Below are 4,532 nucleotides of genomic sequence, written 5' to 3' on the forward strand. Positions count from 1 at the left end.
AAGAAGTATTAGGAAATGAAAAAGCAACACAGGCAGAAGTAGATGAAGCATGTGATGCATTAACAAGAGCATATTTGAACTTAAGATTAAAACCAAATAAAGATTTATTGGCAGATTTAATCAATAAGGCAAATGGGTTAAATGCTGCAAGTTATACAGCTAATACATGGGCAGTAGTAGAAAATGAAGTAATAAAAGCACAGGCAGTATTAGAAGATCCAGAAGCAAGTGAGGCAGAAGTAAAAGCTGCAGAGAAAGCTTTAACAAAAGCAATAGAAGGATTAGTAGCAAAACCAGGAAATACAGTAGATACTAGTACACCAGTAAAACCAGGAGATACAACAGTAAGTATAAAAACTGGAGATAATGGTTTAACTGGAATCTTTGCAGGATTAACAATGTTAAGTTTAGCAGGACTAAGTTTATTAAGAAGAAAAGAAGATTAATAAATTTAAATAAAAAAGACAATGTCTAGTTTAATATCTAGAGATATTGTCTTTTTGTTTTAGTGTTAATTTTTATGTTATTTAGTATGGGGTTTAACAGGAATAGAATGATATAGTATTAAGCTAATAATTATATCAAGTTATTTTTTGATTTAATAAAAAGGTATAAATATTAGGTTGTAAAAAGTAGGATTAAAAAGTGTAAATATTTAATATAAAACTACAAATCTATTTTCTTGAAAATAATATATAATAATTTTGTGATTATAAAATTGGTTACATGAAAATATTGAATATAAGAAGTTTATAAAATATTATTTTTGTATCATTGGGTTTCATTAATACAAAATTTGTAGTTTTTAATTGAAGAAATATATTTTATTTTTTGATAAATTATGATGAAATTTTTAAGATAAGTTTTTAGTAATATATTAAAAAAATATTCTAGTTTCTTGTAAAGTTATTCAATAAGTTAAAATTTTTAATTATTAATAAAGATTTGAAGATGATGGAAATTATAAATATGTATAGTGGATAATTATAATGTAACAATATAAAAAATATTAATTTAAACAATTTTCTCAGATGTTTATAAATAATATATATATTATTTTATTAAATGGATTATTATGTTCTTTTTAAATTATAATGGAAAGAATAGTTTTTTGTGTAATTAAAGTAAAAAATCACAGGAGGAGGTTTTTATGAGAAAAACAAGTATAATAGCATTTAAATTATTTCTTGCTATTTGTTGTGTTGTATCATTTTTATCCTTAAATAAGATAGCTGGAATACAGGCGGTAATAGATGATGAAGAATATGAAATTATTGATGACACTGATTCTAGATTTGTTTATTCTGGTAATAATGATGCAAACAATGGCGGATGGGGATCATGGTCTGATGGCAGTGGTAAACCTGAAGTGACTGAACATTGGAGTAATAGTGCAGGAGCTACATTAGAGATTAATTTTAGTGGAACTAAACTTGAACTTTATGGAAAAGCAGCTGCTAATCATGCAATGTTTAGTGTAAGTATTGATGATGGTGAAGCAATTGAATGTGATGCTTATTCTGCTCAGACTATAACTGAGAAAAAATTATATGAAAGTGATGTACTACCAGCAGGTGATCATAAAGCTCTAATTACAGTATTAGAGAAAAGAAATGCAAGTTCAACAGGATCTGGTAGTGTATATGGTGTACAGTTTGTTTATGCAAAAGCTTTTGGAAGTCAAGGCGTAGTAGAAGAATTTCCTGGCTATTCAATTGTAGAGGATATGCAGATAACTGAAACAGACGAATTATTTAAAGTAAAATATAATGGAGTATGGTCTGGAGGTTCAACATATTATCCACAATTCCATGATGGTTATGAACACTATGCACATAATGGAGATTCTTATGAAATTCGTTTTATTGGAACAAAAGCAGAAATTTGGGCAAGTGTTGATCCAGGACATGGAGTATATAATGTAACAATTGATGGGGAAGATGCAGGGCAAGCTAATGCTACAGCAACAAGTCGTGTTAATCAACAATTAATTTATACATCACCTGAATTAGAAAATGGTGAACATGTCATGAAAGTTGAATTAAAAGATCAGCAAGAAATGGCAATTCAGTTAGATTATTTGAAAATTTATCATGAAGAAATTGCTGCTACTTCTATATCTTTAGATCGTAATGAAGTTACTTTGATACCAGGAGGAAGTGCAGAGTTTACTGCTTCTGTTGAACCATGGGTAGCAAATAATAAAGAAATTACTTGGGAAAGTAGTAATGTTGATGTTGTGACTGTTGAAGATGGGGTTGTTACAGCTGCCAGTATTGATACTAAGCAAACAGCAATAATCACTGCTCGTTCAGTGGAAGATAAAGATGTTTATGTACAAGCTACTGTAACAGTAGATCCAGCTATTGCTTTTATGAATGCATATGTTGGTAATGAAAAGATTTTAGATACAGAAGATGAGTATGAAGATCTTGTAACAGAAACTCGTAGTAGTTTTGAAAGAACAGCATGGAAAGGTGATGTTGTTAATTCAAAAGTTGTTGTTGCAACATTAGGAAAAGATGTAAAAAATGTAGAAATTAGTGCATCTGACTTAGTTAGTGAAAATGGCTCAAAACTTTCAAAAGAAAATATTGATATTAAATGGTTAAAAGAAGTTGCAGCTAATATTGGACGTGGAAATAGTTCTGCGCCTATAAAAAATTTCCCAGATGTTATTCATCAGGGTGGAACTAAAGATATTTCTGCAAATGATGTACAGTTTGCATGGGTGCAAATTACAGTACCAGAGGATATAGCAGCTGGCACATATACAGGAATGATTAATGTAAGTGCTGATGGATTAAAACAGCCATTTGAGCTTAAATATACAGTAGAAGTACTTAACTTAGTACAACCTAAACCAGAAGCAACAGAAATTCAAATTTGGCAACATCCATTCTCAGTAGCAAATTACTACTTAGGATTGGGTCAAAATCCATCTGGAGGAATTTCAAACGAACTGGCAGAAGATTTCTATTTCACAGAAAGACATTTTAACTTAATGCGTGCTTCAATGAAAGAATATGCTGCTATGGGTGGACATGATGTAGTAGCAAATATAGTTGAAGAAGCATGGAATCATCAATCATACTATAATGATCCATCAATGGTAAAATGGACAAAGAAAACAGATGGAACATTTGAATTTGATTATACATGGTATGATGCATGGATTAATTTCCAAATAGAGTGTGGAGTAATAGATCCAGACAATGGAGTAGGACAAATTAAATGTTATAGTATAGTGCCATGGAATAATCAAATTGCTTACTATGACGAAGCAACAGGAAAAACAGTAAAGAAATCATATACACCTGGAGCAACTGATTGGACAGAAGTTTGGGAATCTTTCTTGACAGATTTCATGAATCATTCGAAAGAAAAAGGATGGTTTGGTATTACATATATCTCTATGGATGAAAGAGGATTAAGTCAGTTAGAACCAGCAGTTGAAATGATTGAATCTGTTACGGATGAAAATGGAAAACATTTTAAAGTTTCATCTGCATTAAATTATTCAGCACCTGAGTATTATGATTTTACAGATCGTATAGATGACATTTCTATTAATTTAGGTAACACTAATGTTAGTCAAATGAATGCATTATCTAAACATCGTAATGAGTTAGGGTTAACAACTACTTATTATACATGTACAGGTGATTATCCAAGTAACTTTATCCTTAGTGATCCAGGTGATAATTATTGGAATATGTGGTATACAATGACACTTGGAACAGATGGATATATGCGTTGGGCATGGGATAACTATGTATACGATATGCATGGAAATATTTCATATCGTTATTGGGAACCAGGAGATGGATGGTTCATTTATCCTATGGAAAGAGATGAAATTGATGAAGATTACAATGCATCTTTCTATAGTACACCACGTTATGAAATGTTTAAACAAGGTATACGTGATGTAGCAAAAGCAAAATATTTACAAGAACAAAGTGAAGAATTGAATGTTGAAATTGATGAATTAATGAAATCAATGAAACGTCCTACAAGTGGTGGAAATGGATATGGAAGTGCTGTAGCAGCAAACCAAGCTCAAAGAATGTTAGCACATTCTGAAACAGAAAGAGTATATAAAACAATTTCTGATTTAGCACGTGAATATACTTCTACTATAGATCCAGTTGTTGTTAATAAAATAGCATTACAAATAGCTGTAGAAATGGCTAGTGCTGTAACAGCAGAAGATTTAGATAAAGTAGTACCAGCAGTAGTAACTGAATTCAATGCAGCATTAGAAGAAGCAAGAACTATCTTAGCTAATGATAATGCAACACAAGAAGAAGTAGATGCATCATTTGCAAGATTATCAGTAGCAATGCATATGTTAGAATTCTTAAAAGGCGACAAGACTGAATTACAAGATCTAGTAGATTCAACAGCAGAGTTAGTAGAAGGAAACTATACAGAAGAAAGCTGGACAGCATTACAAGAAGCATTAACAAATGCAAATACAGTATTAAACAATGAAAATGCAATGCAGGAAGAAGTAGATGAAGCATATG

At 30.8% G+C, this 4,532-nt stretch carries 2 protein-coding genes; both read left to right on the plus strand.

The window, feature by feature from the left end; genetic code table 11:
* Positions 1-446: LPXTG cell wall anchor domain-containing protein (locus tag BMW96_RS13705; RefSeq protein WP_143050765.1), on the plus strand; the 446-nt coding region annotated here is incomplete at its 5' end.
* Positions 447-1,150: 704 nt separating this feature from the next.
* Positions 1,151-4,532 (plus strand): glycoside hydrolase domain-containing protein (locus tag BMW96_RS13710; protein WP_092357128.1); only part of this gene is annotated, 3,382 nt, incomplete at its 3' end.

Source organism: Thomasclavelia cocleata, from assembly GCF_900102365.1.
Taxonomy (GTDB): Bacteria; Bacillota_I; Bacilli_A; order Erysipelotrichales; family Coprobacillaceae; genus Thomasclavelia; species Thomasclavelia cocleata.